Raw genomic sequence first — 22,480 nt, 5'->3', positions numbered from 1 at the left:
CTTGAAACTCGCGAACGGGCTCGCTAGTGTCCTTTGCGTGGGGACAAAGCAGACTCCCCGTGAGGCCTCGGTCCAAGCTCTGCGCAGCACGCCATTCGTGGAGCTTGCGCATGGACACCGAACGACACCCTTCTCACCAACACACCGTCGCTATCCTCTCACGCGGAGACGCTGCCGCGCGCCGGGATGCGACGGCGCAAAACAGCCGCTTCGTCCGCGTCTTCGAAGCACTCGCCGCCGTCGGTATCGAGGCGCGCCCGGCGATCTACGACGAAAACTTCGCCGAGGACGTCCGTGAACAATTGCTCGCGACGGACGGCGTGCTCGTCTGGGTCGATCCGATCCACCAGGGCAAGACGCGTGTCGAGCTCGATCCCCTGCTTCGCGACGTTGCGGCGCGGGGACCGTGGGTGAGCGCGCATCCGGACGTCATTCTCAAGATGGGCACCAAGGAGGTACTCTATCGTACCCGCTCGATGGGGTGGGGATGCGACACGGCTTTATATCAAACCGCCGAGGCCATGCGCGCCGAGTTGCCGACATGGCTCGCCACCGGTCCGCGCGTGATCAAGCGCAACCGCGGCAACGGCGGCCAAGGCGTGTGGAAGGTCGAGAAGCTACCGACTTCCCCGATGATAAAGGTGCTGGATGCGACCAAAGATGGCTCCGAGGAACTGACGCTGGATAGTTTTCTCGGTCGCTGCGCCGAATATTTCGAAAATGGCAGCGTGGTCGATCAGCCATTCCAGCCACGCTTGAGCGAAGGCGTGGTGCGCTGCTATATGTCGGGCAATCGCTGTGCCGGCTTCGGCTATCACAAAGTCAAAGCCCTGGTCGACTCGCCGGCCGCCCGTTCCGAGGCGGGACCGCGCCTCTACACCTCGAACGCAGACCCGCGCTTCCAGCGGCTGCGTCGATTGATGGAAGATGAGTGGACCCCGGGAATGATGAAGACACTGGAGATCGACGAAGGCTCGCTCCCGGTCATCTGGGACGCGGACTTCCTGTATGGTCCGAAAGACACGACTGGGGCCGACACCTACGTCCTGTGCGAGATCAACGCGAGTTCATGCTTCGCGATACCCGAGGAGGCCCCGGCAGCGATCGCGCGGACGGTGAAGCAGCGGCTTACGCAGACGCAAAGAGCGAGTTCGGCCAAATGAACCGCCGGCGGGCGCATAGCGTCATCCCGCGCTGCGGCTCGGAGACGGTTGCGCCCGCGCCCACAGCAGCGCCAACGGCCCCAGCGCGATTCCGGCCGCAAGAACGCTGAACGCCAGCAGCCAGCCGGTCGCGCTCTGCGGGCCGCCGGCTGCGTCGAGCGCGGCGCCGGTGCCCCAGGCACCGACAGCCGACAGGCCGAAGCCGACCGTCGAATGCAGGGCCAGGGTCGCGCCGCGATGTTCGGACACAGCCGCGGCGGACATGCCGGCGGTCAACGCGCCCGAATCCGCCGGCACTGTCAGGCCATAGACGAGCAGCAGCAGCGCGAGCACCCATGCCGGTGCCGTCGCGTTGAGGCCGATGACCAGCGCGACGCAGGCCGACGCGATCATCACGACCGTGATCGCGCGATGGCGCCCGAATTTCAGCGCGGCCTCGTTGCCGAGGATGCTGGCCGGCATCGAGATCACCGCAAAGCAGAAGCTCAACACGACGGGGCTCAACCATGACGGCGCGCCTTGGTGGGCGACGACGAAGGTCCAGAAGCCGACCAGCCAGGTGCGGATGCCGTAGAGCTCGAAGCAATGGGCGCCGTAGCCGAAGATATATCCGAGCGCCTCGCGATTGGCGAAGACGGGCGCGAAGTTCAGGAGACGTCCCGCCTTCGGAGCGGGCCGCTGTGCCTGCATCAGAAGGCACGCGACGACCATTGCGATAGGACCGAAGCCGGTGACAAGGAAAGCCGTCCGCCATCCCCAGCGGTCGGCGATCACTTGCGCGACCAGGAACGAGAGGCCGACGCCGACCGAGAAGCTCGACGTGTACAGCGTGACGGCGCGGGAGGTGTCGCCGGCGGGCAGCCGGTCCGTCAGCGCCTTCAGGCCCGGCATGTAGGCGCCGGCAAATCCAAGCCCTGCCAGGGACCAGATCGCGGTCGCGGACCAAAACCCTTGCGCGAAGATTCCGAACGCGGCGGTCGCCAGTCCGCTGACGATCGAGCCCCAGAGCAGGACGAGCCGTGCGTCGATCCGGTCGGTCAACGTCGTCAGCAACGGCACGGCGAGCATGTAGCCGAACGCGTAACCGCTCGCCATCAAGCCGCCTTCGGCCGCCGACAGTCCCCACGCCGGCATCAGATACTGCGCCAAATTCGCGGACAGCGTCACATGCGGCAGCAGATTGCCGACCTGGCCGATGCACATCACCGCGATCAGGGACCGGCCGCTCAGGTTACGAATGCTGTCCTCCCGCCCCCGGGCTGAAACGGCGCACCAACCACAATGGGCATCTCTCCGCCTTCACCTGCAAGAACCAGCTTCATGAACAACCGCACCCCGAAGCGCCGGCCTTCTTCGCCGCTTCGTCGGCGGCGCAACACGCCGTCGGTTCCTGCTTTGCCGGCCCACCGCAACATCCCGATCCGGCTTCAGTGGACTCGACGCCACCGCGCGTGCAGACGCCGGTCTCCGGCAGCACGAGCTCCACCCTTGCGGCGGCTTTCTTGTCGCCGGCGAGATCGGCCGCAATCGAGCGCACCTGCTCATACCCTGTCATCATGAGAAAGGTCGGGGCGCGGCCATACGACTTCATGCCCGCCATGTAGAAGCCCGGCTCATCGTGCGAGAGCTCGCGCGCGCCGTGCGGGCGCACTGTGCCGCAGCTATGCTCGTTGGGATCGATCAGCGGCGCCAGCGCGACCGGCGCCTCGATGGCGGGATCGAGCCGCAGGCGCAATTCGGACAGGAACGAAAAGTCGGGACGAAAGCCCGTCGAGACGATCAGCTCGTCCACGATCACGCTTCGTCCGCCGCAACCCGAGCCGGCCGCGATCTCGAGGCGGTCTTCGGAGTCCGAGAGACGCGTGACTCCGAATTCGGCTTCGACCTTGATCTTCCCGGTGGCAACGAGCGCAGCGAACGCGCTGCCGAGCTCTCCGCGCGCAGCGAGCTTGTCATTCCGGCCGCCGCCAAACGCCTTGGCGGGATCGGCGCCGCGCAACAGCCAGATCGCTTGCGTCCCCGGCGCCTCATCCGCGAGATGCACGAGATCGATCAGCGTGCCCACCGCGGAGTGGCCAGCGCCGAGCACCGCAACTGTCTTCCCGGCATATCTGGCGCGACCGGCACCACGGACATCGGACATGCCGTAGGCGATGTGGCCGGCGCATTCGTGTTCACCGATCGCGGGCAGACCATTCCCTCCGGCGGGATTGGGAGAGAACCATGTGCCTGACGTATCGATCACGGCATCGGCGCGCAGCACTTCAAGACCTTTGCCGTTCTGGTAGCGGATTTCGAAAGGCGCCTGCTCGCGCCCTTTCGTCTTCGCCTTGTCGAAGCCGACGCGGCTGATGGCCGTGACACGGCTGGATGCCCGGATCGCCTCGCGCAGCGGCGTTCGCGTCGCAAGCGGCGTCATATATCGATCGAGCAGTTCGCCGGCGGTCGGATAAGAGCTCGGGTCCGGCGAATTCCATCCCGTCGGCGCCAGCAGGCGCGCGGCGGCCTTGTCAACGTTGTATTCCCACGGCGAGAAGAGCTGGACCTGCTGCCACTGGCGCACCGCGTGCCCCGCTTCGGATCCTGCCTCCAAAACGATGGGCGACATGCCACGCTCCAGGACGTGCGCAGCTGCTGCGAGGCCGACAGGGCCCGCCCCGATGATGGCTACCGTCTTTGCGTCGCTCATGCCGTTACTCCCATCATTCTAGGACCATCGAATAACTTGACCCGAAAAAATGATCAGGCCGCCGTTTGCGTGTCCTTGCATCCGACCTCGTCGGCACAGCACTCCGCCGCCAGGAAATCGACCAGGCCGCGCATCGCGTCGAAGTTCGCGTGGCAGATCAGCGTCGTTGATTCCCGGACCTGACTGACGAGCCCGACCGAGACCAGCGTCTTGATGTGATGCGACAGCGTCGACGCCGGAATCTTCAGCTTGTCCTGCAGGCGGCCGACGGCCATGCCCTTGTGCCCAGCCCGCACCAGGGCACGATAGATCTGGAGTCGCGTCCGGTTGCCCAGGGCTTCAAGGCGTGCTGCTGCGTCATCGATCTTCATGGCGGGCATGCTGCGCCAGCTGACGTCTAAGTGTCACCATATTTCTAGAATATTCGAAATATGTTCGCCCATTGTTAAAAATTCCGGATTGACGGCGTCGCCATAATTCCATAAGTCTGGATATATGGAAACCGAAGAAGCCGTTCTGGCACTCGCCGCCTTGGCCCAGGCGACCCGTCTGGAGGCCTTCCGGACGCTGGTCCGGCACGAGCCCGACGGGCTTGCGGCCGGCGATCTCGCACGGCTGTTGGAGGTCCCTCAGAATACGCTCTCGGCGCATTTGTCGATCCTGACGCGCGCGCGGCTCGTCACCTCCGAGCGGCGCAGTCGTTCGATCGTCTACCGCGCCAATCTCAGCGAGTTTCGAGACGTGGCAGTTTTCCTGCTGCGGGATTGCTGCGAAGGGCGGCCGGAAGTTTGCGCGCCGGTCGTCGAGAGCCTCCAAGCCTGCTGCTCTCCGAGACGAAAGGAGCGGAGCCGTGCCTGATCAGTTCGATCTTCCGCGCCGCCTCGCGGCCGAAGCGCTCGGCACAGGCATTCTCGTCGCCACGGTGGTCGGCTCCGGCATCATGGCGGAGACGCTGACCAAGGATGTCGCGCTTGCGCTTCTCTGCAACACGTTGCCGACCGGCGCCATTCTGGTCGTCCTGATCACCGTGCTCGGTCCGATCTCCGGCGCACACTTCAATCCGGCGGTTACCCTCGTCTTCACCGGCAAGCGCGAGCTGCCGGTGAACGACGCCGCACTTTACGTCGTCGCGCAGATCGCCGGCGGCATCGCGGGAACGATCGCGGCGCATCTGATGTTCGGACTGTCGCTGATCGATCTCTCGACGAAGATGCGAACCGGAGGACCGCAATGGTTCGCCGAAGCCGTCGCCGCCTTCGGTCTGGTTGCGACGATCCTGGCTGGTATCCGTTTCCAGCGGACTGCGGTGCCTTGGCTGGTGGGCCTTTACATTACCGCGGCCTACTGGTTCACGGCCTCGACCTCATTCGCCAATCCGGCGGTGGCCATCGCAAGGTCGCTGACGAATACGTTCGCGGGCATTCGTCCCGCCGACCTGCCCGGCTTCATCCTCGCTGAACTCTGCGGAGCCTTTGCAGCCATGCTGTTGATGAACTGGCTGCTCGGACGCCCCCAGGCGCGAGGCCCCGTCCCAATCGCGGAGACCACCCGATGAGCGTCACGATCTATCACAACCCTGCCTGCGGCACCTCGCGCAACACGCTGGCGATGATCCGGCAGAGCGGCGTCGAGCCCGTCGTCGTCGAGTATCTGAAGACGCCGCCATCCCGCGAAAGGCTGGTCGAGCTCGTCAAGGCCCTGGGCATCTCCGTTCGCGCGCTGCTGCGCGAGAAAGGCACCCCCTACAAGGAGTTCGGCCTCGACGACCCCAAATGGTCCGACGACGAGCTGATCGACCAGATGCTCGCGCACCCCATCCTGATCAACCGCCCGATCGTGGTGACGCCCAAGGGCACACGCTTGTGCCGGCCCTCGGAAGCGGTCATCGATCTCCTGGACCAGCCCGTCGGCCGGTTCGTGAAGGAGGATGGCGAGGTGGTCGAGGCGCGATAGGCTTACGGGGCGCCTGTGTTGCCTCGGATCAGATCTTCGGGATCTTTGCCCGCTCCACCACGCCGGTCCATTTGCTGATCTCGGTCTCGATCAGCTTCTTCATCTCCTCCGGCGAGCTGCCGCGGACCTCGCCGCCGACGGCGGTCTCCAGACGTTGCTTGAGGTCGGGATCCCTAAGAGCGTCCAACGTCGCCGCATTGAGTGCGACCATTATGGCGGGCGGCGTTCCCTTCGGGGCCAGCAGGCCGGCCCAGGTGCGCACGTCATATCCCTTGATCCCGGCTTCCTGAACCGTCGGCACGTCAGGCAACAATGCGGTGCGCGTCGGCGAGGTCACCGCCAGGCCGCGGATCGCACCGCCTTGAATTTGCGCGGCGAGCAGGACCGGCGTGCCGACGATCACCGGAACCTCTCCGCCGAGCAGCGCGGTGACGGATTGGGAATCGCCGCGATAGGGCACGTGCACGATCTCGACACCGGCGGCTGCGTTCAACAGCTCTCCTGCAAGATGGTGCGTGCTGCCGAAACCGACCGATCCGAAGCTGAGCGCACCGGGCTTCTGCTTTGCCATGGCGACGAGTTCGCCCAGCGATTTTGCCGGATAATCGCTCCGCACGGCAATGACGAGCGCGTAATAGACCAGCGTCGAGATCATCTCGAAACTCTCGGCCGGCTGGTAGGCGAGGCTCTTGTAGGTCGCCGCGGAAATGGCGTGAGCGCCGGTGACGAGCCCGATCGTGTAGCCGTCGGGCGCCGCTTTCGCGATGGCATCGGCGGCGATGTTGCCGCCGGCGCCAGGCTTGGCCTCAACGATGATCGGCTGCCCGAGCTTCTTGGAGAGCCCGTCGGCGATGATGCGCGACAGCGTGTCGGCCGCGCCGCCGGCGGCAAATCCATGCAGCAGCCGGATCGGACGCGACGGATAATTGTCCGCCGAAGCCGAAGTGGTTGCGAGACAACCGCCAAACAGAAAAATCGCCGCAGCAAGCCGCTTCATCCTTCGCATGGATGCGTCCTCCCTTTGATTGTTATGTCTTGGCCGCGACGAGCCGGCGTTGTTCAAGTCGAGTTTGAGTCCGCTAGCGGGCGAACTCCGTGCATTCAGGCGATGGCGGCATGCCCCAGACGTCGCGCGGCAGGCCGACCCAGACTTTTGGCCGCTGCGGTCGATCGCGATGCCAGGGACGCGGCTCGAAATAGCCGAGCTCTTCGTCGGTCATGCGGTCGAGGTCGTGGAACAGCTCGACCAGATGTTCGTCGGGATTGCGGTGGTAAATCGCCGTGTTGTGGCCGGGGCCGTGACGTACCGGTCCCCAGAGCACGGGGAGCTTGTGCCGGGCGAGATGGTCGCACGCCTGCTGCATGTGGGTCGGCCCCCGCAGCTCGAACGCAACATGATGCAGGCCGCGGCCGGGCGCGCGCGCGAAGTTCAGCGTGTGATGCTCATAGCCGCTGCGCATGAAGACGAAGCGGTCCTCGATCCAGTCGGAGACTCGCAGGCCCATGGCGTTGGCGTAGAACTCCGAGGCCGCGCGCGGATCGGGCGTGCGAAGGGCGACATGGCCGAGCTTGGTGACGGCAAGCGCACCGATCCGTTCCTGCGCGGGCGTCGGCGTCCAGCCCTGGATCAACTCGAAGCGCGTGCCTTCGGGATCGCGGAACGACAGCAGCCTGGAAACGCCAGGCAGCGGATCGCTCTGAAGTTCGGGCCGCAGATCGGCCTGCTTCAGCGCGGCGCCGAGCGCCTCGATCTGGACATCAGGCGATATCTCGAAGGCGATGCTCGTCAGCGCCGCGTCGCCGGGTTCGATCACCAGCGAAAGCTGCTCGGCATCGTTGGCGAGAAAGATGCGGTTGCCGTCGCGGCCGACGAGGCCAAGACCGATCACGGCGCGGTAATAGTCGAGCAACCGCTCGGGATCGGGCGAGGCAAAGCTCGCGTGCCGGAGCCGGGTGAAGCGTGCAATGGGTGCTTGTGTCGTCATCGTGCGATCCACCCCCTCATGGCGTCATGATGATCTTGCCGAGCGCGGAGCCCTGCTCGAGCAGCGTGTGGGCCTGCCTGACCTCGTCGAGCTTCAGGACCGCCGAGATCGCCGGCTTGATCGCGTTGCGGCTGAGCGCCTCGATCACGTTGCGCATGAGCGCGCGACGCCCGTCGCGATCGTGGTCGTAGATATGGAAGGAGAAGCAGCGTATCGCCGGGCAGATGTCGAGATGGTCGCGCATCGCCGCCATCAGGTTTTCTTCCGGCAATCCGGCGAAAGCGTTGTACGACAGCAGCGTCCCCCATTTGCCGAGCGCGCCGAGATAGCCGGTGAACTCGGGCCCACAGACGTGATCGAGCACGAGTCCGACGCCCTCGCCATTGGTCAGCTCGCGGGTCCGCGCCACCACGTCTTCGCGGCGGTAGTAGATGACATGATCGGCGCGGTTGCTCCGCGCGAATGCGGCCTTCTCGTCGGTGGAGACCGTACCGATGACATTCATCTGTGCGAGCTTGGCGAGCTGCACCAGCGCGGTGCCGACACCACCGGCAGCCCCGATCACCAGCACGCTCGCGGGTGCGCGCGGATGGCGGCACTCGTGCAGCAGCGCGTAGGCGACCTGGTAGTTCGACAGACACACGGCCGCTTGCAGATCGACATTGTCGGGCAGCAGATGAATGGCGTCCGCGGGAGCGACCACATAGTCGGCGTAGCAGCCGCCGCGCTGCGACAGGTCGCGTGCGCTCAGCAGCACCTTCTGGCCGATCGCAAGGCCCTCGATGCCGGGCCCGAGCGCGGCAATGCGGCCGGCGACGTCGTTGCCGGGATTGGCCGGCAGCGGCGGCATCCATTTGTAGACGCCACGCCGGATCAGCACATCGGGTTGCCCCACCCCGAACGCTTCGGCCCGGATTTGCACCTGGCCGGGTCCGGGCACAGGCACCGGAAGCTCGACCAGTTCGAGTGCATCCGGACCACCCGGCTGACGCACCAGCACCGCTCTCATGATGTCACACGCCTCCCAAGCCGTATTTTCGAAAATCATATCCTTTACGAAAATTATTGCAAGATGGTCTTTGGCGCGGCATGTTGAGCTATCGATTCAATGACAGAAACGATGTCCGACAGCGCCATTCGCCCCCGCAAGGAATTCGGCAAGACCATCGCCGCCGACGTCACCCATCGGCTGCGCGAGGAGATCATTGCCTGCGGCCTGGCGCCGGGCGAGCCGCTGCGATTCGACGTCCTGCGCGAACGATTCGGCGTAAGTTTCACCACGCTGCGCGAGGCACTGACGGCGCTTACCGCCGAGGGCCTGGTCGACGCGCAGGAGCAGCGCGGATTTCGCGTGGCCCCCGTCAGCCGGCAGGATCTGGTGGAGGTCACCGATGCGCGGGTCCTGATCGAGGTGGAATTGATCCGCCGTGCCATCAAGCGGGGCAACGACGATTGGGAAATCGCCGTCATCTCGACACTGCACAGATTGAAGCGGATCGAGCAGCGCGATCCCGAACATCCGCTGCGTGATCCCGAATGGAACATCGCCCACCGCCAATTCCACCAGGCATTGGTGTCAGCCTGCGGCTCCGCGACACTCCTCGCCATTCGCGCCGAGCTGTTCGACCGCGCCGAGCGTTATCGGCATCTGTCGGCCAATTTCCGGCCGCGTCCGCGCGACAAGGCCGGCGAGCACCAGGCGATCATGCAGGCCGCGATCTCGCGCAATCCTGACCTCGCGGTGCAGCTGATCGAGACGCACATCCGCTCGACTGCCGACAACGTGGCAACATACGCCGCGCACCTGCTCGATACCGAATAGGCTGCACCGTCTTTTTATTGGGGTGGGCTTGCGCCTCCACCTATTTTCGAAAATAATGCAAAAGATCGAAAATGCCAACCTTTGGGGCGAAAGCATGAAACTACTGTCGTTCTTGGACGGAACTCGGGAAAGTTGGGGCGCCGTTGTCGAAAATGGTGTCGTGGATCTCGGTCGCGCCCTGCCCCAATACCCTGTTCTCGCGGACTTCCTCGGCAGCGACGACTATGCGCGGCGCGAGGCCATCGTTGCCGGGCACAAGCCCACGATGGCGCTGAGCGACGTCAAATATCTGCCGGTGATCCCGCGTCCGGAGAAGATCGTCTGCGCCGTGCGGAATTATCTCGACCACCACAACGAAGCCGTGGCGTTCGGGATGAAGCGCGAGATCACGGAATTTCCGCCGATCTTCCTCCGGGTCTGGCGCTCCCAGGTCGCGCACAACGCGCCGGTGATCCGGCCGAAGGTCTCGGACAATTTCGACTGGGAGGGCGAGCTTGCCGTCGTCATCGGCAAGGGTGGCCGTCACATCAACCAGGCCGACGCCTGGAATCACGTGGCGGGCTACTCGATCTACAACGACGTCAGCGTGCGCGACTGGCAGCGTCACGCCCAGCAGATCGCCTCCGGCAAGAACTTCGTCGGCACCGGCCCGTTCGGTCCTTGGCTAGTGACGCCGGACGAGATCGGCGATCCCACCAAGCTGAAGCTCGAGACGCGCGTCAACGGCGCGGTGGTGCAGTCGTCCGACACCTCGATGCTGATCTTCTCGATCCCGCGGCTGATCGAGTACAGCTCGACCATCTTCGACCTCGTCCCCGGCGACGTCATCGCCACCGGCACGCCGGCCGGCGTCGGCTTCACCCGCAAGCCGCCGGTCTTCCTCAAGCCCGGCGACGTGGTCGAGGTCGAGATCGAGAACATCGGCGTGCTGCGCAATCCCGTCGTCGACGAAGCATAGAGCCAGCGCATGTCGTCCCAAGACGCGACCCATGATATCCGCAAGAGCGCGCTCAGCGTCGAGACCATCTGGCACGAGCGCGGCCCCCGCCTGGAGAAGCCGCTGCTGGTCGGAACGGCCGTCGCGGTGATCCGCAATCCGTTCGCCGGCCGCTTCGAACCCGACCTGATGCCGTTTCAGGCGTCCTTGCGCGAGCTCGGGCGCGAGCTCGCGACACGGCTGATCGCGCAGCTCGGCGGTGCCGCGCAGATCGAGGCCTATGGCAAGGGCATCATCGTCGGCGGGGACGGCGAGCTCGAGCACGGCGCGGTCTGGCACGAGGCCGGCGGCCAGGGCATGCGCGAGGTGCTCGGTCAGCCCAAGGCGATCGTTCCGGCGGCGAAGACCATCGGCGGTCCGGGCACGCGGCTCATGGTTCCGCTCGGGCACATTCACGCCGCCTATGTCCGCAGCCATTTCGGCACCGCGGAGATGACGCTGTGGGATTCACCGCGGCGCGACGAGATCGCCTTCGGGCTCGTGATGGCGACCGGCGGCCGACCTCACGCGCGCATCGGGGGCCTCGCGGCATCCGCGATCTCCGTGCACGACGGACAGCGCTGAAAGGCGCGGATGTGCTGAAGAATTTTGTGGAAAGCCGCAGAAGCAGCGCGCCAAACCCGACGCAATCAAGCGCCGGCGCGCAGCCGTGAGATGATCAACCCTTCGAGACGACCGCGCGACCGTAGGGCGGCTGGGCCGCGACCGGCGGGTTAGCGGTCTGGGCGGCGAGTTCGCCGATCAGGCGGTCGGCATCGGCGGCCATGCCGTCGGGCGCCTGGATCACCAGCCGCTCCAGACCCCAGCGATAGGACGAGACGCGCTGCTCGAGGCACTGCTGCACCCACTGGATGATCAGCGAATTCTCCTGCATGCGCTCGACCGCGTCCTCCTTCTCCTTCGGCGAGAGGGAGGAGACACGCGCCATGCTGGCGTTGCGCTTCTTGTCGAGGTCGATGACGCGGATCGCGGAGGCGAAGAACGGCTCGAAGCGGGTGATGTCGTTGCGCACGTCCTCGATCAGCTGCGCATAGCGCGAGGAGTGCGAACGGTGCGGCTCGTCGATCAGCGTGCGTCCGTACATGGTGCGGTCGAACACGATCTTTTGCCGCCAGGGCGAGGGCAGCGCCTTGTAGTCGCCGAACACGCTCTTCCAGGCGGGCCGCGACAGCGGCGGCTCGATCAGCGGATAGGCGAGGTCGCGAAGCTGGCGCTCCTCGTCGGTGAGCTGGAATTGGGATGGCTTCAGGCCGATGCTGGAGGTGACTTCCGCGCCCAGCCAGCGATGCATGTCGTCGCTGCGCATGTCGGCGCGGGTCCGGCCGAAATCGCCGCCGCTACAGGCGGCAAGCGTCGCGCCCAGCACTGCGAGCATGATGGCCGTTACGACGGGCCGGATCTGGCGGAGGTTCTCCGGCATTGCAAAGGCCGAAGGCTAACGGCGACGACGACGGCGCCCCGGCGCTGTGCCCTGCTCCGGCCCGTGATCGCCGCTGGTTTCGTCGCTCTCGCGCTCGATGCGGATCACGGGAAGGATCAAAATCGTGCCCATGTCCGCGCGCGGAGCCACGTCCCCCGACGCGCTCACCCGGCGACCGGCCGGAAATTCGATGATGGTCCCCATATCAGCTCTCTTCAATTGCCGCGCGACCCGGCGCGCCTCTGCAACATGGGATCATTAAGATCAGTTCATGGTTAACGGGGTGTAAACGTGCCGGCGGAACCGTAACCGCACGGGTAGGACCCGCCGTCCCGTTGCGGCACGAGAACGCTTCAAAGCAAGCGTTCGGCTTCACGCCTCGTTTTCCTTAACGAGCCTTTAAAGGAGCCCGCGATAGGCTGACGGCGAGTATCTCTTCCAGGTCGCGTATCTCTCCATGACCAAGTCGTTGTTTCCAGGATTCGACGGGCTGATGACCCTCTCCCGTCGCGAAGGCGTCGATGTCCGTCCGACGCTGCTGCGCGTGCTGACCGACCTCTATGTCCAGTCGAGCACCCATAGCGATGACGAGCAGCGCCAGTTCGTCGAGCTCGCCACACGACTGATCGACCAGGTCGACGACGCGACGCGCGCGGCCGTCAAGGCGCGGCTTGCGATCTATCCGTCGACGCCCGTCCCGATCATGCAGAAGCTCGGTCTGTCGGCCGCGCAGGAGGGCCGCAGGGTTCCGCTCGCGCGCGAAATCCCGGCGCCCGCTCCTGCCCCCGCCCTTGCTCCCCCTCCTGCCCCCTTGCCGGCTCGCACGCCAACCGACGCCGAGCTGCGCATGGCCTCGAACATGGCGATGCAGCCAAAGGACGCGGCCGATATCCACGACATGTTCTTCCGCGCCGGCGCCTCCGAGCGCGCGCTGATCCTGCACAATCTGGCGCAGACGCCGCTGAAGGCCGCGCCGCGGATTCCGACAGTCCGCGCCAAGCGCGCGATCCAGATCCTCGAGATGGCGGCGATCGCGGGCGATGTCGAGAATTTCACCTTCGAGCTCGGCGACAGCCTGATCCTGCCCTCGCGCGTCGCAGCCCAGATCGTCGACGATGCAAGCGGCGAAGCGCTCGCGGTCGCCGCGCGCGCACTCGACATGCCGAGCCCCGTGTTCCAGCGCATCCTGCTGTTCTTCAAGCCGGAGATCGGCAACTCCGTGACCGACGTGTACCGGCTGTCGCGGCTTTACGATCGCCTCAGCGACCGCGCGGCGCTGGTGATGCTGGCCGCCTGGCGCGGCTCGACGCTTGCCGTCACCCGTGCAAAGTACCAACCGTCGCTGCACGACAGCGAGCGCCAGCGCGCGCGTGCAGGCGCAAGCCAGACGCGTCCGGGCGTGCAGCCCGGCTCCGCGCCCGCGGTGCGGATCGGCACCAGCGGATCATCGGATCGCTAGAGGCGAGTGCGACCTGATACCGTCGCTTGCTCCACAAGCTCGTCATGCCCGGGCTTGTCCCGGGCATCTACGTTCATCGGTGGCGCAACCAAGATCGTGGATGGCCGGGACAAGCCCGGCCATGACGACGCAACAGCGTCCTGATCAGGTCTTCGCTAATTCGAGAAAATGCCGCCCGGCGCGGTCTTCGGTCTCGACGATCCAGATGTCGGAGTCGAAGCGGATCTCCTTGGTCAGGCGCTCCTCCACCGCGGGCTCCGGCATCGGCTGCGGCGCAAACGGCACGAAGAAGCGATCGACCGGCCGGCCGTCGTCATAAGAGGTCTGCGGCGCGGGCACGTAGAGCATCGCATTGCCGTCGAGCAGCGAAACCTTCACGAACACCGCACCCGCCTCCTCCGCGCCGCGACGGCGCACCGCGCCGAACACGCCCTCGGTCTGGCACCGGCGCAGATAGGCTGAGACCCAGATGTTTGATTTCAAACGCATGGTCGTACGATAAGCCAGTGCTGTAATGAGCACCAGCCTTGAGGCTTCGGTCTCGGCGAAGCGTAACGACTATTCGACGGGGTGGCCGATCGCGGCGCCGAGCTCGCGCAGCAGGCGCTCGGAGAGCTGGCCGGTGACCTGCATCTTGTGCTCGCGCTCGAATTTCTGGATCGCGGACTGGGTCTCGGCGCCCATTGCGCCCGTGATCTTCAAATTGCCGTAGCCATATTCGGACAGCGCGCGCTGCACGCCGGCGATGCGCCGCGCGGCCGGGCTCTGCTGCACGGGGATCGGCGCCGGCGGACGCGCGACGGAGGGCGGCGCCGAAATCGTTTGCTTGACCAGATTGGTCATGGGGTCGCCCGAGCGCGGCGTCGATGCGGTCGCATCGACGGGCCTCTCCGGCGGCTTGTCCGCAGCTCTGGGCTCGGCACGAAACTCCGTCGCTCTCGGCTCGAGCGGCGAGGTATCGGCGCCGACGGGACGCGGACGGGGCAAGGGATTTGACAGCGCCAGGGAGGACGGTGCGGGAAGATTGATCACGGTGCCGAACATCGGCGCCGGATGCCGGCCGGTCTGGAGGAACAGCGCATTGGCAACGATCGCGCCGATGGCGGCAACGGCGACGAGACCGGCCAGCGTATCCTTGGGGCTATGCAGCAGCACGCGCAGCACGAGATTGCGCTCGGTCTCGACATCGATGACCGCAGCCTTGGCGCCACGGCGGCGCGGAGCGGCTTCGTCCTTGGCAGACTTCTTAGGCACTTTTCTTCACCAGAGCGGGTTGGTCCTGAACTTGGTCGTGAGCATGGTCTTGAAGTTCTTGGCGCAGCACCGGCGTCAAGGTCGCGATCTTGTTCTCGCTCGCCTTGCTGTCGGACATCTTGGCCTCAGAACTTTTGGCCTGCGGCGTGTACACGAGCGGCAGCTTGACGGTGACGGCAGTGCCCTCGCCGAGCCTGCTTTGTACTGTCAATTCGCCGAGATGCAACGCCACAAGGCTCTTCACGATCGAAAGTCCGAGGCCGGTGCCTTCGTGACGGCGCTGATAGGTCTTGCCGGCCTGGAAGAACGGCGCGCCGATGCGCTCGAGATCGTCAGGCGCGATGCCGATCCCGGTGTCGCTGACGCGCAGCGCAAGCTGCGAGCCCGAGACCGCGGCTGTGACGGTGACCTGACCGCCGCGCTCGGTGAACTTGACGGCGTTGGCGACGAGGTTGAGCACGATCTGCTTGAAGGCGCGCGGATCGCCGGTCATGACTGGCAGGTCCTGCGGCGCATCGGTGACGAGATCGACGCCGTTCTCCCGCGCCTTCAGCGCCAGCAGATTGCAGCAATGCATCAATGATGCACGCGGCGCGAACGGCTCGGACGCGATCTCGAAATTACCCGATTCCATCTTGGACATGTCCAAGATGCCGTTGACGACCGAGAGCAGATGCTGGCCGGAATCGTTGATGAGCTGGGCGTATTCCCTCCGCTGGGCCGCGCCCAGCATCAAGGTCTGCTCCTGCGTGATCATCTCGGAGAAGCCGATGATGGCGTTGAGCGGCGTGCGCAGCTCATGGCTCATGGTGGCGAGGAAGCGCGTCTTGGCGGCGTCGGCCGCCTCTGCAGCGCTGCGTGCCTCGTCGAACGCCTGTTCCCCGAGCTTGCGGTCGGTGACATCGCGCATCACGGCGACGACATCGGCCTCGCGCGTTACATCGCGGCCCATATCCTGATCGAGCGGGCGGCAGCGCATCTCGACCCAGATGAAATCAACCTGGCCGCGCTCCGAGCCGGCACGCTCCCGGCGCAACCGGAACTCGACGCTGCGCACGTCGCCGCGCGCGGCATCGGACAGCGCCGTCAGATAAGCCGGGCGATCGGCGACATGGACGCGATCGAACAGGCCGTGGCCGAGCAGTTGCGCGACGGGCACGCCGAGCATGGCTTCCACCGCCGGTGAAATGAACTGCACCGCGCCGTTGCGCTGATGCCGCGAGATGACGTCGCTCATATTCCGCGCCAGGAGGCGGTAACGCTCTTCCTCGCGCGACAGCAGCGCAACGCTGGTGCGCGCGAGCGATTCCGCACCGAAGGCAAGGCCCGCGGCATAAAGCGTCGCCGAGGCGACGCCGAACGCCATCAGCACGCCGCGTTCCGCGGCGCTGGTGTCGCCAATCGGCAGCCAGCCGAGCTGGCTGACGAGGATCAGGATGCCGGCGCAGGACAGCGCCAGCAGCGATGCAAAGGCCGCGACGCGGCGCGAGGCCGACAGCGCAGCTTCGAGAGGAATCACGACCAGCCAGATCGCGGCAAATGATTCGATGCCGCCGGTCGTCACCGCAACCGCCATGATCAGGCTTGAGAGCGCCAGCGACGACAGCACATGCGCGCCTTCGTAACGGCCGGTGCGCGACAGGAACCAGGACAGCAGGATCGGCGCAATCAGCCAGGCGAACGCCGCGACCTCGATCGCGCTCGGCGCGCCGCGCATGGCGAGATAGACCGGGAATGCGGCAAAGGCGGCCAGGCTGCCGAGCAGCCGCGGGGCCATGAAGGCACGATGGCGCGCTCGCGTCAGCGCGTCGTAACGCGCGGAGGGATGCAGCAGCGCATCGAGACAATCGCGGATGATACTCAAAACTGTCACGGGTCTCGCGCTTCGGCTCATTCGTCGGGAAGACGCGCCGGAACGCCTCCTTATCGTTGAGCCACCGTGTCAGAGCGACCTTAAACGAACACTAAGGCAGCGCGGCGCGCCGCCGGACACCGCGTCATCGCACGGCTTTTTAGGCGATTTGACGACGTCATCGGCAGGGATGGTGAACACAGGGTTTCACCGTGATCCGCATGGTTTCGAAATGGTGGACGGGTGGCCGGCAGAGTTCGCGGCGCGGACGTCAATCGAAAATTTACGACACCGTCGATTGCTAAGATTCTTGAGTCAATTTTCCGCGAATTAAGCGGAAGGCAATCACTTGCGATTTATCGAGAGTTGCTAGGTCCGACATCCGCGGAGATCGCCGCGGCGGGCTCTAACATACAGGTCGCAAGATGCGCTTTCTGCTTCGCATCACATTCTGGCTCGGGCTGGTGCTGGTGCTCCTGCCGCGGGACAAGACGCCCGAATCGGACAAGCTGCCGCAGATCGGCGCTGCCGACGCGGTGCAGGCTGCGACCGCGGCCGTCTCCGACATGACCCAGTTCTGCAAGCGCCAGCCGGCAGCCTGCGAGGTCGGCGGACAGGCCGCGACCATCATCGGCCAGCGTGCGCAGGACGGCGCGAAGAAGATCTACCAGATCATCAACGACAAGAAAGAGCAGCTCGACAAGACCGACAAGAAGGCGCCCGACCACACCGGCTCGATCGCGCTGGCCGGCGAAGGCGATCTCGCTGCGAGCGAGGCGCCGCGTGACACCCTGTCCCAGGACGACCTCGCGCTGGAATGGCGCGGCCCGGCGCCCGCGACAGCGAATTAGCGCCCAAACCCTATCGATTTCGGCGCTTTGCGTCCCTATATTGGCCTGAACGGGAACTTTGGGCCAGCATGACGACGATCGACGAAATCAGGGATAATTTCGAGCTTCTGGATGAGTGGGACGACCGCTATCGGTACGTCATCGAGCTCGGCCGCACCCTGGAACCGATGTCCGAGGCCGAGCATTCGGCCGAGAACAAGGTGAATGGCTGTGTCAGCCAGGTCTGGCTTCAGAAGCTGATCGATCGTCGCGATGGCGGCGCGCCGATCCTGACATATCGCGGCGACAGCGACGCCCACATCGTGCGCGGGCTGGTCGCGATCGTACTGTCGCTTTACTCCGGCCGCACGCCGCAGGAGATTCTTGCGACCGACGCCATTGCCGTCTTCGACGAGTTCGGCTTTCGCGATCATTTGACGCCGCAGCGCTCCAACGGCCTGCGCTCGATGGTCGAGCGCATCAAGACCGACGCGAAAGAGGCGCTCGCGGCAGCGTCGTAGAAATTCTACTTCCGCTTCCGCTGCTGCTGCCCCAGTCCCATCTGCTTCGCAAGCTGCGAGCGGGCCACCGCATAGTTCGGCGCGACCATGGGATAGTCGGCCGGCAGGCCCCATTTCTCGCGATATTGCTCCGGCGTCATGTTGTACTGGGTGCGCAGATGGCGCTTCAGCGACTTGAAGCGCTTGCCGTCTTCCAGACAGACCAGATAATCGGGCGCGATCGACTTCTTCAGCGAGACCGCCGGCTTCGCCGGCTCAAGCGGCGCCGTCTCGGTGCGGCCTGACGAAACGCGCACCAGCGCGCCATGCACCTGGCTGATCAGGTTCGGAATCTCGGCCGCAGCCGTCGGATTGTTGCTGAGATAGGCCGACACGATGCTCGCCGTCAGCTCAATGAAATTCTTAGCCCCGGTATCCGACATCGGCCCGACCTTTCTCCACTTTGCGTCGCATGGGATTGACGACGCCAAAGTATTCCGTGTCAACAATACGTTCGGCTGAAACGGAACGACTAGGAGTATGGGCCGATTTACTGACGAAGCAACAAGAACGCCAGCGCTTTACTTGGCTGCAGATTCGTCTGCGCCCGCTCTCAAGCGCCCCGCTGGTCGAGGTGGGAGCGCAGCTCGTCGATCGAGGCAAAGCGCATCATCCCCTCCGGCATCTGGGCTTCGATCGAGCCGTCGGAATAGAGCGAATAGGCCATGCCGTCGACGATGCCGGATTTGAGCACGGTCACGGGCGCCTGCTCGGCGGCTGCCGCCGGTTCGGGTGCAGCTGGCGGGGCGGCCTCCGCGAAGGTCGATGGCGAGCGCGGTGGCGGGCGCCGCGCGGCGGGCGGCGGCTCCGGAGACCTCACACGGTCCGGCTTCGGCCAGGCGTCGTCGAAGCTGGCAGGGGGCGTCTCCGGGGCGGCAGGCTCCGCTGAGGGCTCAGCGTGCGGCAGCGGCGGCAAGCCCTCGCCGGTCTTCGCCTCCGCGCGCTCGCGCTCCTTGCGCGAGGTCGAGGCGAACAGCAGGTTGCGCCGGCGCGGCGGTTCCGGAACCTCAGGTGGCGTCGGGGCTTCTGGCGCTGGCGGAGGCTCGACGCGTGGACGCTCCCGCGCGGCTGCTTCGTTCTGCCAGGGCGGCGGTCCTGCGGCCGGCAATGGCGGCGCCGGCTCGATCTTCTCTGCGCCCGGGTCAGGCGCGAGGCCGGGCGTTCCAGGGATCCCGAGACCCGGCAGCACGGGCCTGACCCGAACGTCCGATGGTGCGATTGATCCTGCCAGCCGGCGGGCAATGCCCTTCAGTTCCACGACCACGACGTAGAGGCCGGCCAGTAACAGTCCGGAGCAGACGCCGATGGTTCCGGAGATTATGAGGGTACTGCCGAGACTGAATTCCCTGACGGTGAAGCCAAACAGGATCGCAAGGAGGCCCGCCAAAACGGCGAAAATCCCAGCGATCAACAAAGCCAAGGTCATCGAACTCACCCCCGGCCGCGCATCCACACGCGACACTCGTCACGCCACGATACCGTCATCCGGTGTTCCACGCCAACGTCGAATTATAGCCTGCGTTCCTAAAGGAAAGGAAATCAGAGACTTATTCACATTCCCTTCAGCTACGGCTCGCTACTTTTAAGCTGCTCAGGAGTTGGTCGGATTTGCTGCGCTGCATCAGGAATTAGCCATAATGCCCAATTACTTGGTAATGGAACTGCGCTATAGGGATTCCGGGGAAGTGGCCCGCGCGCACCAGCAGGGCCAAGAGGGGATTCCGGGTCACCAATAGCCATGACATCCATCACGACTTCGGCGATCGACACGCCTCTGCGGCGCTCGGTTGAACGGACTTGCGACGATCTCGCCATGCTGGTGCTGGCTGCGGTCGCCGTCATTGCTGGCTTGACCTTCCGCGACTACGGGCTCGGCTGGGACGACTACACCCACGCCGAATATGCCGACCTGCTGCTGCGCATGTTCGGTTCCGGCTTCAAGGACACCGCGGCACTCTCGTTCGCCAATCTCTACATGTATGGCGGCGGCTTCGACATGGTCGCGGCCCTCCTGCACAAGGTGATTCCGCTCGAGCTGTTCGAGACGCGCCGTCTGGTCGGCGCCGTCGTCGGCGTGGTCGGACTTGCGGTGACGTGGCGGCTCGGCCGCCGTATCGGGGGCCCCCTTGCGGGACTTGCCTCACTCTTGCTGCTCGCGCTCTGCCCGATCTTCTACGGCCACATGTTCATGAACCCGAAGGATGCGCCCTTCGCGGTGGCCATGATCATCCTGATGCTGGGCCTCGTCCGGCTCGCCGAGGAATATCCGCAGCCTTCGCCGCGCACGATCTTGATCGTCGGCCTTGGTGCCGGCCTCTCGCTTGGCACCCGCATCCTGGGCGGACTTGCGCTGGTCTATGCCGTGATCGGCTTCATGCCGCTGTTCCTGGAGGAACTGCGCAGCGAGGGCCTGCGCGAGTCGATCCGACGCTTCGCCTATGTCGTCTACGTGCTCCTGCCTGGCCTCGTGCTCGGCTACCTCGTGATGGGGCTGATCTGGCCGTGGTCGATCATGGAGCCCGGCAATCCCTTCGAGGCGCTGACCTACTTCTCGCACTTCTTCGAGAAACCCTGGAAGGAGATGTTCGACGGCGCGATCGTATCCGTGCCCGACATGCCCTGGTCCTACCTGCCGACGCTGTTCGCACTTCAGTTGCCCGAGGTGATGCTGGTGCTGATGTTCGGCGCCGTCATCGGCACCTTCGCACTGCTGCCGCGTCGCGAGGTTCCCGCCCGCCGCAAAACCATCCTGCTGATGCTCACGCTCGCAGCGACGCTGCCGCTGGTGATCGCGATGGTGAAGCGGCCGGCGCTGTACAACGGCATCCGCCATTTCGTCTTCGTGATCCCGCCGATGGCGGTGCTCGGCGGCGTCGCCTTTGGCTGGGCCATGGAGCGCCTGCGCGCCAATCACCGCACCTGGCAGCCGGTCGTGCTCGCCACCTTCTGCTTTGGCCTTGCGCTCTCGCTCGCCGAGATGATCCGGCTGCATCCCTATCAATACACCCACTTCAACCACATCGCCGGCACCGTGCGCGGCGCCGACGACCGCTTCATGCTGGATTATTGGGGTCTCGCGCTGAAGCAGGCCTCGGACGAATTGCGCGAGCAGCTGGTCGAACGCCAGGAAGTGCCGCCGCGTAACCGCAAGTGGAAAGTCGCCGTGTGCGGTCCGCAGCGTCCCGCCCAGGTCGCGCTCGGCCCCGACTTCACCATCGGTTGGGATTCCAATGCCGCCGATTTCGCCATGACGCTCGGTGAATTCTACTGCAAGGGCCTCACCGCGCCCGTGCTGGTCGAGATCAAGCGCGACGACGTGGTGTTCGCCCGCGTCTACGACATCCGCGGCAGCAGCATTTCCAGCCTGCTCTCGATCCCTGCGCCGTAAGATTCTTCTCTCCCGAGCCGGAGTGCCGTAGCCCGGATGGAGCGAAGCGAAATCCAGGGACCGGTCCCGCATTCCGCTTCGCTCCATGCGGGCTACGCTGGACTGCCGCGCTTTCAGCGCCTTGCCGCCAGCTACCACCGAGACTACCCTCCCTCCCCGCAACAACGATGTTCGGAGAGATCAGCCATGTCGCCAGCGGAAGCGCGCCTGAAGGAAGTGCCGTCGAACATGACGGAGGCCGAGTGGCAGCAACGGGTCAATCTCGCCGCCTGCTATCGCCTCGTTTCACTCTACGGCTGGGACGATTTGGTCGACACCCACATCTCCGCGCGCGTGCCCGGCCCCGACCATCATTTCCTCATCAACCCCTACGGGCTGATGTTCGACGAGATCACGGCGTCGAGCCTCGTCAAGGTCGATCTACACGGCAACCAGCTCTCCGAGAGCGAGTACAGCATCAACCCCGCCGGCTTCACCATCCACTCGGCGATCCACGAGGTGCGCGAGGACGCGATGTGCGTGCTTCATCTCCACACCCTCGACGGCACCGCGGTCTCGAGCAGCGCCGAAGGCCTGCTGCCGCTGAACCAGACCGCCCAGCTCGTCACCCACGACCTCGCCTATCACGACTATGAAGGCATCGCGCTCGACCACGACGAGCGGCCGCGGCTGCAGAAGGACCTCGGCGACCACAACCACATGCTGCTGCGCAACCACGGCACGATGACGGTCGGCCGCTCGGTCGCCTCGGCCTTCGAGCGCATGTACCACCTCGAGCGCGCCTGCTCGATGCAGGTGCGTACACGCGCGCTGGGCACGCCGGTGTATCCGGTCGACGATGTCGCGATCGACAAGAACACCGAGCTGCTCGCCAACCGCGACCGTGCCGAATTACGCGCGACCAACCTCGTGTGGCCGCCGCTGTTGCGCAAGCTCGACCGCGAGCTTCCGGGATACCGGTCTTGAGATTTTCCGGATTTGGTGTAGGGTAGCGGTCAACGAACCTCTACGCCTTTTGGAATGAAACGCCGCCCAATTCCGGGCGGCGTTTTTATTTGGTGCGCTTCGTAGGGTGGGTTAGCGAAGCGTAACCCACCATGCTTCCGTG

General features: G+C 65.2%; 25 protein-coding genes. 12 read left to right on the top strand and 13 right to left on the bottom strand.

Features of this window, described 5'->3' with window-relative positions:
* The first annotated feature begins 110 nt into the window (after nt 1-110).
* On the top strand, nt 111-1,163 hold the full coding sequence (locus ABIB66_RS02455; RefSeq protein ID WP_354207336.1) for a Cj0069 family protein: 1,053 nt from the start codon (nt 111-113) through the stop codon (nt 1,161-1,163).
* Nucleotides 1,164-1,184: 21 nt separating this feature from the next.
* Here the strand turns inward: ABIB66_RS02455 and ABIB66_RS02450 are convergent, their stop codons facing one another.
* The 3 genes from ABIB66_RS02450 to ABIB66_RS02440 all read right to left on the bottom strand — a co-directional run bounded on the left by ABIB66_RS02450 (nt 1,185) and on the right by ABIB66_RS02440 (nt 4,223).
* Nucleotides 1,185-2,366 carry an MFS transporter gene (locus ABIB66_RS02450; protein WP_354206803.1) on the bottom strand — a complete coding sequence of 394 codons (1,182 nt, stop codon included), beginning with the start codon at nt 2,364-2,366 and terminating at the stop codon, nt 1,185-1,187.
* A gap of 115 nt (nt 2,367-2,481) precedes the next feature.
* Nucleotides 2,482-3,852 carry an NAD(P)-binding domain-containing protein gene (locus ABIB66_RS02445; protein WP_354206805.1) on the bottom strand — a complete coding sequence of 457 codons (1,371 nt, stop codon included), beginning with the start codon at nt 3,850-3,852 and terminating at the stop codon, nt 2,482-2,484.
* Nucleotides 3,853-3,905: 53 nt separating this feature from the next.
* A complete protein-coding gene (locus ABIB66_RS02440) occupies nt 3,906-4,223 on the bottom strand; it encodes an ArsR/SmtB family transcription factor (RefSeq protein WP_354056201.1) in 318 nt (105 codons plus the stop codon).
* 124 nt (nt 4,224-4,347) lie between these two features.
* Here ABIB66_RS02440 and ABIB66_RS02435 point away from each other — a divergent pair, with 124 nt between their 5' ends.
* The 3 genes from ABIB66_RS02435 to arsC are packed head-to-tail and all read left to right on the top strand — an operon-like array spanning nt 4,348 to nt 5,805.
* The gene (locus tag ABIB66_RS02435; RefSeq protein WP_354206809.1) at nt 4,348-4,710 is read left to right on the top strand and encodes an ArsR/SmtB family transcription factor; all 363 of its coding nucleotides are present in this window, start codon (nt 4,348-4,350) and stop codon (nt 4,708-4,710) included.
* Nucleotides 4,703-5,407: an aquaporin gene (locus ABIB66_RS02430; RefSeq protein WP_354206811.1), complete on the top strand. Its 705-nt coding sequence runs from the start codon at nt 4,703-4,705 to the stop codon at nt 5,405-5,407. Before ABIB66_RS02435 ends, ABIB66_RS02430 begins: the two co-directional genes overlap by 8 nt.
* Nucleotides 5,404-5,805, top strand: coding sequence for an arsenate reductase (glutaredoxin) (arsC, locus tag ABIB66_RS02425; RefSeq protein ID WP_354206813.1), 402 nt, complete (start codon nt 5,404-5,406; stop codon nt 5,803-5,805). The genes ABIB66_RS02430 and arsC overlap by 4 nt, the downstream gene beginning before the upstream one ends.
* 28 nt (nt 5,806-5,833) lie before the next feature.
* Here arsC and ABIB66_RS02420 read toward each other — a convergent pair whose 3' ends face one another.
* From ABIB66_RS02420 to ABIB66_RS02410, 3 genes are all read right to left on the bottom strand, one after another.
* Nucleotides 5,834-6,811, bottom strand: a complete 978-nt coding sequence (locus tag ABIB66_RS02420) for a tripartite tricarboxylate transporter substrate binding protein (RefSeq protein ID WP_354206815.1) — start codon at nt 6,809-6,811, stop codon at nt 5,834-5,836.
* A 73-nt stretch (nt 6,812-6,884) separates the two neighbouring features.
* Entirely contained in the window at nt 6,885-7,790 is a 906-nt protein-coding gene (locus ABIB66_RS02415; protein ID WP_354206817.1) for a VOC family protein, read from the bottom strand.
* Between the two features lie 16 nt (nt 7,791-7,806).
* The gene (locus ABIB66_RS02410) at nt 7,807-8,799 is read right to left on the bottom strand and encodes a zinc-dependent alcohol dehydrogenase family protein (RefSeq protein ID WP_354206819.1); all 993 of its coding nucleotides are present in this window, start codon (nt 8,797-8,799) and stop codon (nt 7,807-7,809) included.
* A gap of 111 nt (nt 8,800-8,910) precedes the next feature.
* On the opposite strand from ABIB66_RS02410, the gene ABIB66_RS02405 reads away from it, so the two are divergent.
* The 3 genes from ABIB66_RS02405 to ABIB66_RS02395 all read left to right on the top strand — a co-directional run bounded on the left by ABIB66_RS02405 (nt 8,911) and on the right by ABIB66_RS02395 (nt 11,173).
* The gene (locus ABIB66_RS02405) at nt 8,911-9,612 is read left to right on the top strand and encodes a GntR family transcriptional regulator (protein WP_354206821.1); all 702 of its coding nucleotides are present in this window, start codon (nt 8,911-8,913) and stop codon (nt 9,610-9,612) included.
* Nucleotides 9,613-9,706: 94 nt separating this feature from the next.
* Nucleotides 9,707-10,570 carry a fumarylacetoacetate hydrolase family protein gene (locus ABIB66_RS02400; RefSeq protein WP_354206823.1) on the top strand — a complete coding sequence of 288 codons (864 nt, stop codon included), beginning with the start codon at nt 9,707-9,709 and terminating at the stop codon, nt 10,568-10,570.
* Between the two features lie 9 nt (nt 10,571-10,579).
* Nucleotides 10,580-11,173: an amino acid synthesis family protein gene (locus tag ABIB66_RS02395; RefSeq protein ID WP_275167772.1), complete on the top strand. Its 594-nt coding sequence runs from the start codon at nt 10,580-10,582 to the stop codon at nt 11,171-11,173.
* A 94-nt stretch (nt 11,174-11,267) separates the two neighbouring features.
* On the opposite strand, the gene ABIB66_RS02390 is transcribed toward ABIB66_RS02395, so the two are convergent.
* Together ABIB66_RS02390 and ABIB66_RS02385 are read right to left on the bottom strand one after the other, a co-directional pair.
* Nucleotides 11,268-12,029: a hypothetical protein gene (locus ABIB66_RS02390; RefSeq protein ID WP_354206826.1), complete on the bottom strand. Its 762-nt coding sequence runs from the start codon at nt 12,027-12,029 to the stop codon at nt 11,268-11,270.
* Between the two features lie 15 nt (nt 12,030-12,044).
* A complete protein-coding gene (locus ABIB66_RS02385) occupies nt 12,045-12,233 on the bottom strand; it encodes a hypothetical protein (protein WP_027516916.1) in 189 nt (62 codons plus the stop codon).
* A 253-nt stretch (nt 12,234-12,486) separates the two neighbouring features.
* Between ABIB66_RS02385 and ABIB66_RS02380 the strand changes: the two genes are divergently transcribed.
* Nucleotides 12,487-13,488: a DUF2336 domain-containing protein gene (locus ABIB66_RS02380; RefSeq protein ID WP_354206828.1), complete on the top strand. Its 1,002-nt coding sequence runs from the start codon at nt 12,487-12,489 to the stop codon at nt 13,486-13,488.
* 144 nt (nt 13,489-13,632) lie between these two features.
* Here the strand turns inward: ABIB66_RS02380 and ABIB66_RS02375 are convergent, their stop codons facing one another.
* From ABIB66_RS02375 to ABIB66_RS02365, 3 genes are all read right to left on the bottom strand, one after another.
* Complete coding sequence (locus ABIB66_RS02375; protein ID WP_275167775.1) at nt 13,633-13,977, bottom strand: DUF1491 family protein; 345 nt, start codon at nt 13,975-13,977, stop codon at nt 13,633-13,635.
* A gap of 69 nt (nt 13,978-14,046) precedes the next feature.
* A complete protein-coding gene (locus tag ABIB66_RS02370; RefSeq protein WP_354206830.1) occupies nt 14,047-14,742 on the bottom strand; it encodes a peptidoglycan-binding domain-containing protein in 696 nt (231 codons plus the stop codon).
* Nucleotides 14,735-16,636 carry a PAS domain-containing sensor histidine kinase gene (locus ABIB66_RS02365; RefSeq protein WP_354206832.1) on the bottom strand — a complete coding sequence of 634 codons (1,902 nt, stop codon included), beginning with the start codon at nt 16,634-16,636 and terminating at the stop codon, nt 14,735-14,737. The genes ABIB66_RS02370 and ABIB66_RS02365 overlap by 8 nt, the downstream gene beginning before the upstream one ends.
* A gap of 383 nt (nt 16,637-17,019) precedes the next feature.
* On the opposite strand from ABIB66_RS02365, the gene ABIB66_RS02360 reads away from it, so the two are divergent.
* Both ABIB66_RS02360 and ABIB66_RS02355 read left to right on the top strand, forming a co-directional pair.
* Nucleotides 17,020-17,445 (top strand): DUF5330 domain-containing protein, encoded by a 426-nt coding sequence (locus ABIB66_RS02360; protein WP_354206834.1) that lies wholly within the window; start codon nt 17,020-17,022, stop codon nt 17,443-17,445.
* Nucleotides 17,446-17,513: 68 nt separating this feature from the next.
* Nucleotides 17,514-17,945 carry a SufE family protein gene (locus tag ABIB66_RS02355; protein ID WP_275167781.1) on the top strand — a complete coding sequence of 144 codons (432 nt, stop codon included), beginning with the start codon at nt 17,514-17,516 and terminating at the stop codon, nt 17,943-17,945.
* Between the two features lie 5 nt (nt 17,946-17,950).
* On the opposite strand, the gene ABIB66_RS02350 is transcribed toward ABIB66_RS02355, so the two are convergent.
* Together ABIB66_RS02350 and ABIB66_RS02345 are read right to left on the bottom strand one after the other, a co-directional pair.
* A complete protein-coding gene (locus ABIB66_RS02350) occupies nt 17,951-18,367 on the bottom strand; it encodes a Ros/MucR family transcriptional regulator (protein WP_354206837.1) in 417 nt (138 codons plus the stop codon).
* A 170-nt stretch (nt 18,368-18,537) separates the two neighbouring features.
* Nucleotides 18,538-19,410, bottom strand: a complete 873-nt coding sequence (locus tag ABIB66_RS02345; RefSeq protein WP_354206839.1) for a DUF308 domain-containing protein — start codon at nt 19,408-19,410, stop codon at nt 18,538-18,540.
* A 312-nt stretch (nt 19,411-19,722) separates the two neighbouring features.
* On the opposite strand from ABIB66_RS02345, the gene ABIB66_RS02340 reads away from it, so the two are divergent.
* Entirely contained in the window at nt 19,723-21,372 is a 1,650-nt protein-coding gene (locus tag ABIB66_RS02340; RefSeq protein WP_354206841.1) for a glycosyltransferase family 39 protein, read from the top strand.
* A 186-nt stretch (nt 21,373-21,558) separates the two neighbouring features.
* A complete protein-coding gene (locus ABIB66_RS02335) occupies nt 21,559-22,338 on the top strand; it encodes a class II aldolase/adducin family protein (protein ID WP_275167785.1) in 780 nt (259 codons plus the stop codon).
* The last annotated feature ends 142 nt before the right edge of the window (nt 22,339-22,480 follow it).

The sequence above is a fragment of the Bradyrhizobium sp. F1.13.3 genome, assembly GCF_040548265.1.
Taxonomy (GTDB): domain Bacteria; phylum Pseudomonadota; class Alphaproteobacteria; order Rhizobiales; family Xanthobacteraceae; genus Bradyrhizobium.
Note: the sequence above shows the minus strand (reverse complement) of the source record. Positions and strands in the feature narration are given on the sequence as shown.

Coding starts and splice junctions, on each gene's coding strand:
- ABIB66_RS02455 (WP_354207336.1), top strand. CDS start 111: ATGGACACCGAACGACACCCTTCTCACCAACACACCGTCGCTATCCTC.
- ABIB66_RS02450 (WP_354206803.1), bottom strand. CDS start 2,366: ATGTGCATCGGCCAGGTCGGCAATCTGCTGCCGCATGTGACGCTGTCC.
- ABIB66_RS02445 (WP_354206805.1), bottom strand. CDS start 3,852: ATGAGCGACGCAAAGACGGTAGCCATCATCGGGGCGGGCCCTGTCGGC.
- ABIB66_RS02440 (WP_354056201.1), bottom strand. CDS start 4,223: ATGAAGATCGATGACGCAGCAGCACGCCTTGAAGCCCTGGGCAACCGG.
- ABIB66_RS02435 (WP_354206809.1), top strand. CDS start 4,348: ATGGAAACCGAAGAAGCCGTTCTGGCACTCGCCGCCTTGGCCCAGGCG.
- arsC (WP_354206813.1), top strand. CDS start 5,404: ATGAGCGTCACGATCTATCACAACCCTGCCTGCGGCACCTCGCGCAAC.
- ABIB66_RS02420 (WP_354206815.1), bottom strand. CDS start 6,811: ATGCGAAGGATGAAGCGGCTTGCTGCGGCGATTTTTCTGTTTGGCGGT.
- ABIB66_RS02415 (WP_354206817.1), bottom strand. CDS start 7,790: ATGACGACACAAGCACCCATTGCACGCTTCACCCGGCTCCGGCACGCG.
- ABIB66_RS02410 (WP_354206819.1), bottom strand. CDS start 8,799: ATGAGAGCGGTGCTGGTGCGTCAGCCGGGTGGTCCGGATGCACTCGAA.
- ABIB66_RS02405 (WP_354206821.1), top strand. CDS start 8,911: ATGTCCGACAGCGCCATTCGCCCCCGCAAGGAATTCGGCAAGACCATC.
- ABIB66_RS02400 (WP_354206823.1), top strand. CDS start 9,707: ATGAAACTACTGTCGTTCTTGGACGGAACTCGGGAAAGTTGGGGCGCC.
- ABIB66_RS02395 (WP_275167772.1), top strand. CDS start 10,580: ATGTCGTCCCAAGACGCGACCCATGATATCCGCAAGAGCGCGCTCAGC.
- ABIB66_RS02390 (WP_354206826.1), bottom strand. CDS start 12,029: ATGCCGGAGAACCTCCGCCAGATCCGGCCCGTCGTAACGGCCATCATG.
- ABIB66_RS02385 (WP_027516916.1), bottom strand. CDS start 12,233: ATGGGGACCATCATCGAATTTCCGGCCGGTCGCCGGGTGAGCGCGTCG.
- ABIB66_RS02380 (WP_354206828.1), top strand. CDS start 12,487: ATGACCAAGTCGTTGTTTCCAGGATTCGACGGGCTGATGACCCTCTCC.
- ABIB66_RS02375 (WP_275167775.1), bottom strand. CDS start 13,977: ATGCGTTTGAAATCAAACATCTGGGTCTCAGCCTATCTGCGCCGGTGC.
- ABIB66_RS02365 (WP_354206832.1), bottom strand. CDS start 16,636: ATGAGCCGAAGCGCGAGACCCGTGACAGTTTTGAGTATCATCCGCGAT.
- ABIB66_RS02360 (WP_354206834.1), top strand. CDS start 17,020: ATGCGCTTTCTGCTTCGCATCACATTCTGGCTCGGGCTGGTGCTGGTG.
- ABIB66_RS02355 (WP_275167781.1), top strand. CDS start 17,514: ATGACGACGATCGACGAAATCAGGGATAATTTCGAGCTTCTGGATGAG.
- ABIB66_RS02350 (WP_354206837.1), bottom strand. CDS start 18,367: ATGTCGGATACCGGGGCTAAGAATTTCATTGAGCTGACGGCGAGCATC.
- ABIB66_RS02345 (WP_354206839.1), bottom strand. CDS start 19,410: ATGACCTTGGCTTTGTTGATCGCTGGGATTTTCGCCGTTTTGGCGGGC.
- ABIB66_RS02340 (WP_354206841.1), top strand. CDS start 19,723: ATGACATCCATCACGACTTCGGCGATCGACACGCCTCTGCGGCGCTCG.
- ABIB66_RS02335 (WP_275167785.1), top strand. CDS start 21,559: ATGTCGCCAGCGGAAGCGCGCCTGAAGGAAGTGCCGTCGAACATGACG.